This window comes from Legionella santicrucis (genome assembly GCF_001468135.1).
Taxonomy (GTDB): domain Bacteria; phylum Pseudomonadota; class Gammaproteobacteria; order Legionellales; family Legionellaceae; genus Legionella; species Legionella santicrucis.
Genome location: NZ_LNYU01000055.1, coordinates 1 through 1,849, shown reverse-complemented (window position 1 = coordinate 1,849; position 1,849 = coordinate 1). Strand labels below are relative to the sequence as shown.

Below are 1,849 nucleotides of genomic sequence, written 5' to 3'. Positions count from 1 at the left end.
AGGGAGTTGGTTACGGCGCGTTATTGGGTTATGCCATTGCCCAGATGCCAGTGGTTAGTTTTAATTATCTGGGTCAGTTTGAGCAACACTCTGAATTTTGGCATGTGGTTGATGAGTCTTCTGGACAAGCCATGCATCCGGAGAATCAGGACTACCACCTAATCAATATATTGGGGATGATTGTTGATAGTCGATTAAAATTGAGAGTTGATGCACGCTTGGATGAGCAGAAAACTCAACAATTACTGCATGCATTACAACAGCATTTACATTCTATTCTGGCGTATTGCCAAAGTCGTCAAGACAAACCGCAATATACGTCAGGTGATTTTAAAGGCATTTTAAGTGAAGCAGATTTAGCGGCTTTACCTTTGTTGCCCAGTGCTGAGCAATATGCTTGGTTTCCAATGACTGAAATTCAGAAAGCTTATTTATTGGGACGTTTAGGTGAATATGAAATAGGTAACGTATCTAATCATGTCTATAGTGAATACTATTATCCTTCGCTTGACGTCTCCAAGCTTGAAACGATCATTAATTATTTGATCAAAGAATACCCTGTTTTACGTACGGTTTATTCTTATGAACAACTGCAACAGCGATTTTTATCCTTGGATGAAACACCTCATTATTCGATTAAAGTGAATGACTATCGTCACTTGGCCGGAGATGAAAAAGATTTACAACTCATTCGAGAGCGGTTATCCCACCAGGTCTATGACCCACAATCGTTTCCTTTATTTGCTTTTGAAGTGACTCAGTTTCGCACTATGTGGGTGTTACATGTAAGCTCGGATTTAATTTTATTGGACGTAAAGAGTCGTTTATCTTTTTTCGGTGTAATTAGTGCATTGTATCGTAATCCAGAGCAACAAATCACATCGCCTAGTATTTCGTTTAAAGATTATCAGGAATATTACCAGCTACTAAAGCATTCGGTGTGGTATGCGCGTGATAAAGCATATTGGGAGAGTAGGCTTCCATCCATGCCTTTACGTCTCAGTTTTCCGTTTAAGCAATCTCCTGAACAAATTGAATACCCTAGCTTTTCGGCACATACTTTACTCGTAGATAAAGAAGATTGGATCTTATTTAAGCAAAAAGCGAGTGATTATCAGGTATCTTATTCTTCAGTTTTGTTGAGTTTATATGGGAGTGTACTGGCTTATTTTTCAGGACATAAGGAATTTTTGATCACCCTGACGCTATTTAATCGTTATGCCATTCATGATGAGGCTAATGCGATTTGGGGCGATTTTACGACGACTGATTTATTCCACTTTAAAGATTCAGGCAAATGCTGGATTGACACTTTTGAGCGTACGCATCAACGTATGTGGGATGATGTTAATCATGCCCTTTACACAGGAATGGAAGTGCAAAGGGTTTTAAGTAAATTACATGGGCTGGATGCTACCGAAGCTGTTTCACCGATTGTATTTACTGGGGTTGTAGGTAATAAATCACACCACTTTGACTCAGAAACCTTTTTACAAGCAGATGAATTTAAAGAAAAGCGTTATTGGTGTGGGCAAACCTCTCAGGCTTGGATTGATTTGCAGGCGGTTGAAACAGGCGACTGCTTCATGAGTAAGTGGCTGTATGTCGATCAACTGTTTGCCGAGGATTTTATTGCGACTTTGAATCAAATATACTGTAACTTGATTAAGGACTTAGCACATCAAGATTGGAATCAGGCGATTGATTTATCCCATTATTTACCTCAGAAACATCAAGAAATTATTGCTACTGCCAATCAGTATACACGAGCATTCAGTGAAGAAACGTTGGTGAGTGCGTATGAGCGCTCTTTAGACGTGTCGGGTCGTTCCGAGTTAATCGCTGTGAT

The 1,849-nt window shown here is 39.5% G+C and carries 1 protein-coding gene; it reads left to right on the top strand.

Going from position 1 to position 1,849, the window contains the following annotated elements:
• The coding region (locus tag Lsan_RS12280; protein ID WP_157068306.1) for a condensation domain-containing protein at positions 1 to 1,849 on the top strand (1,849 nt) is incomplete at both ends.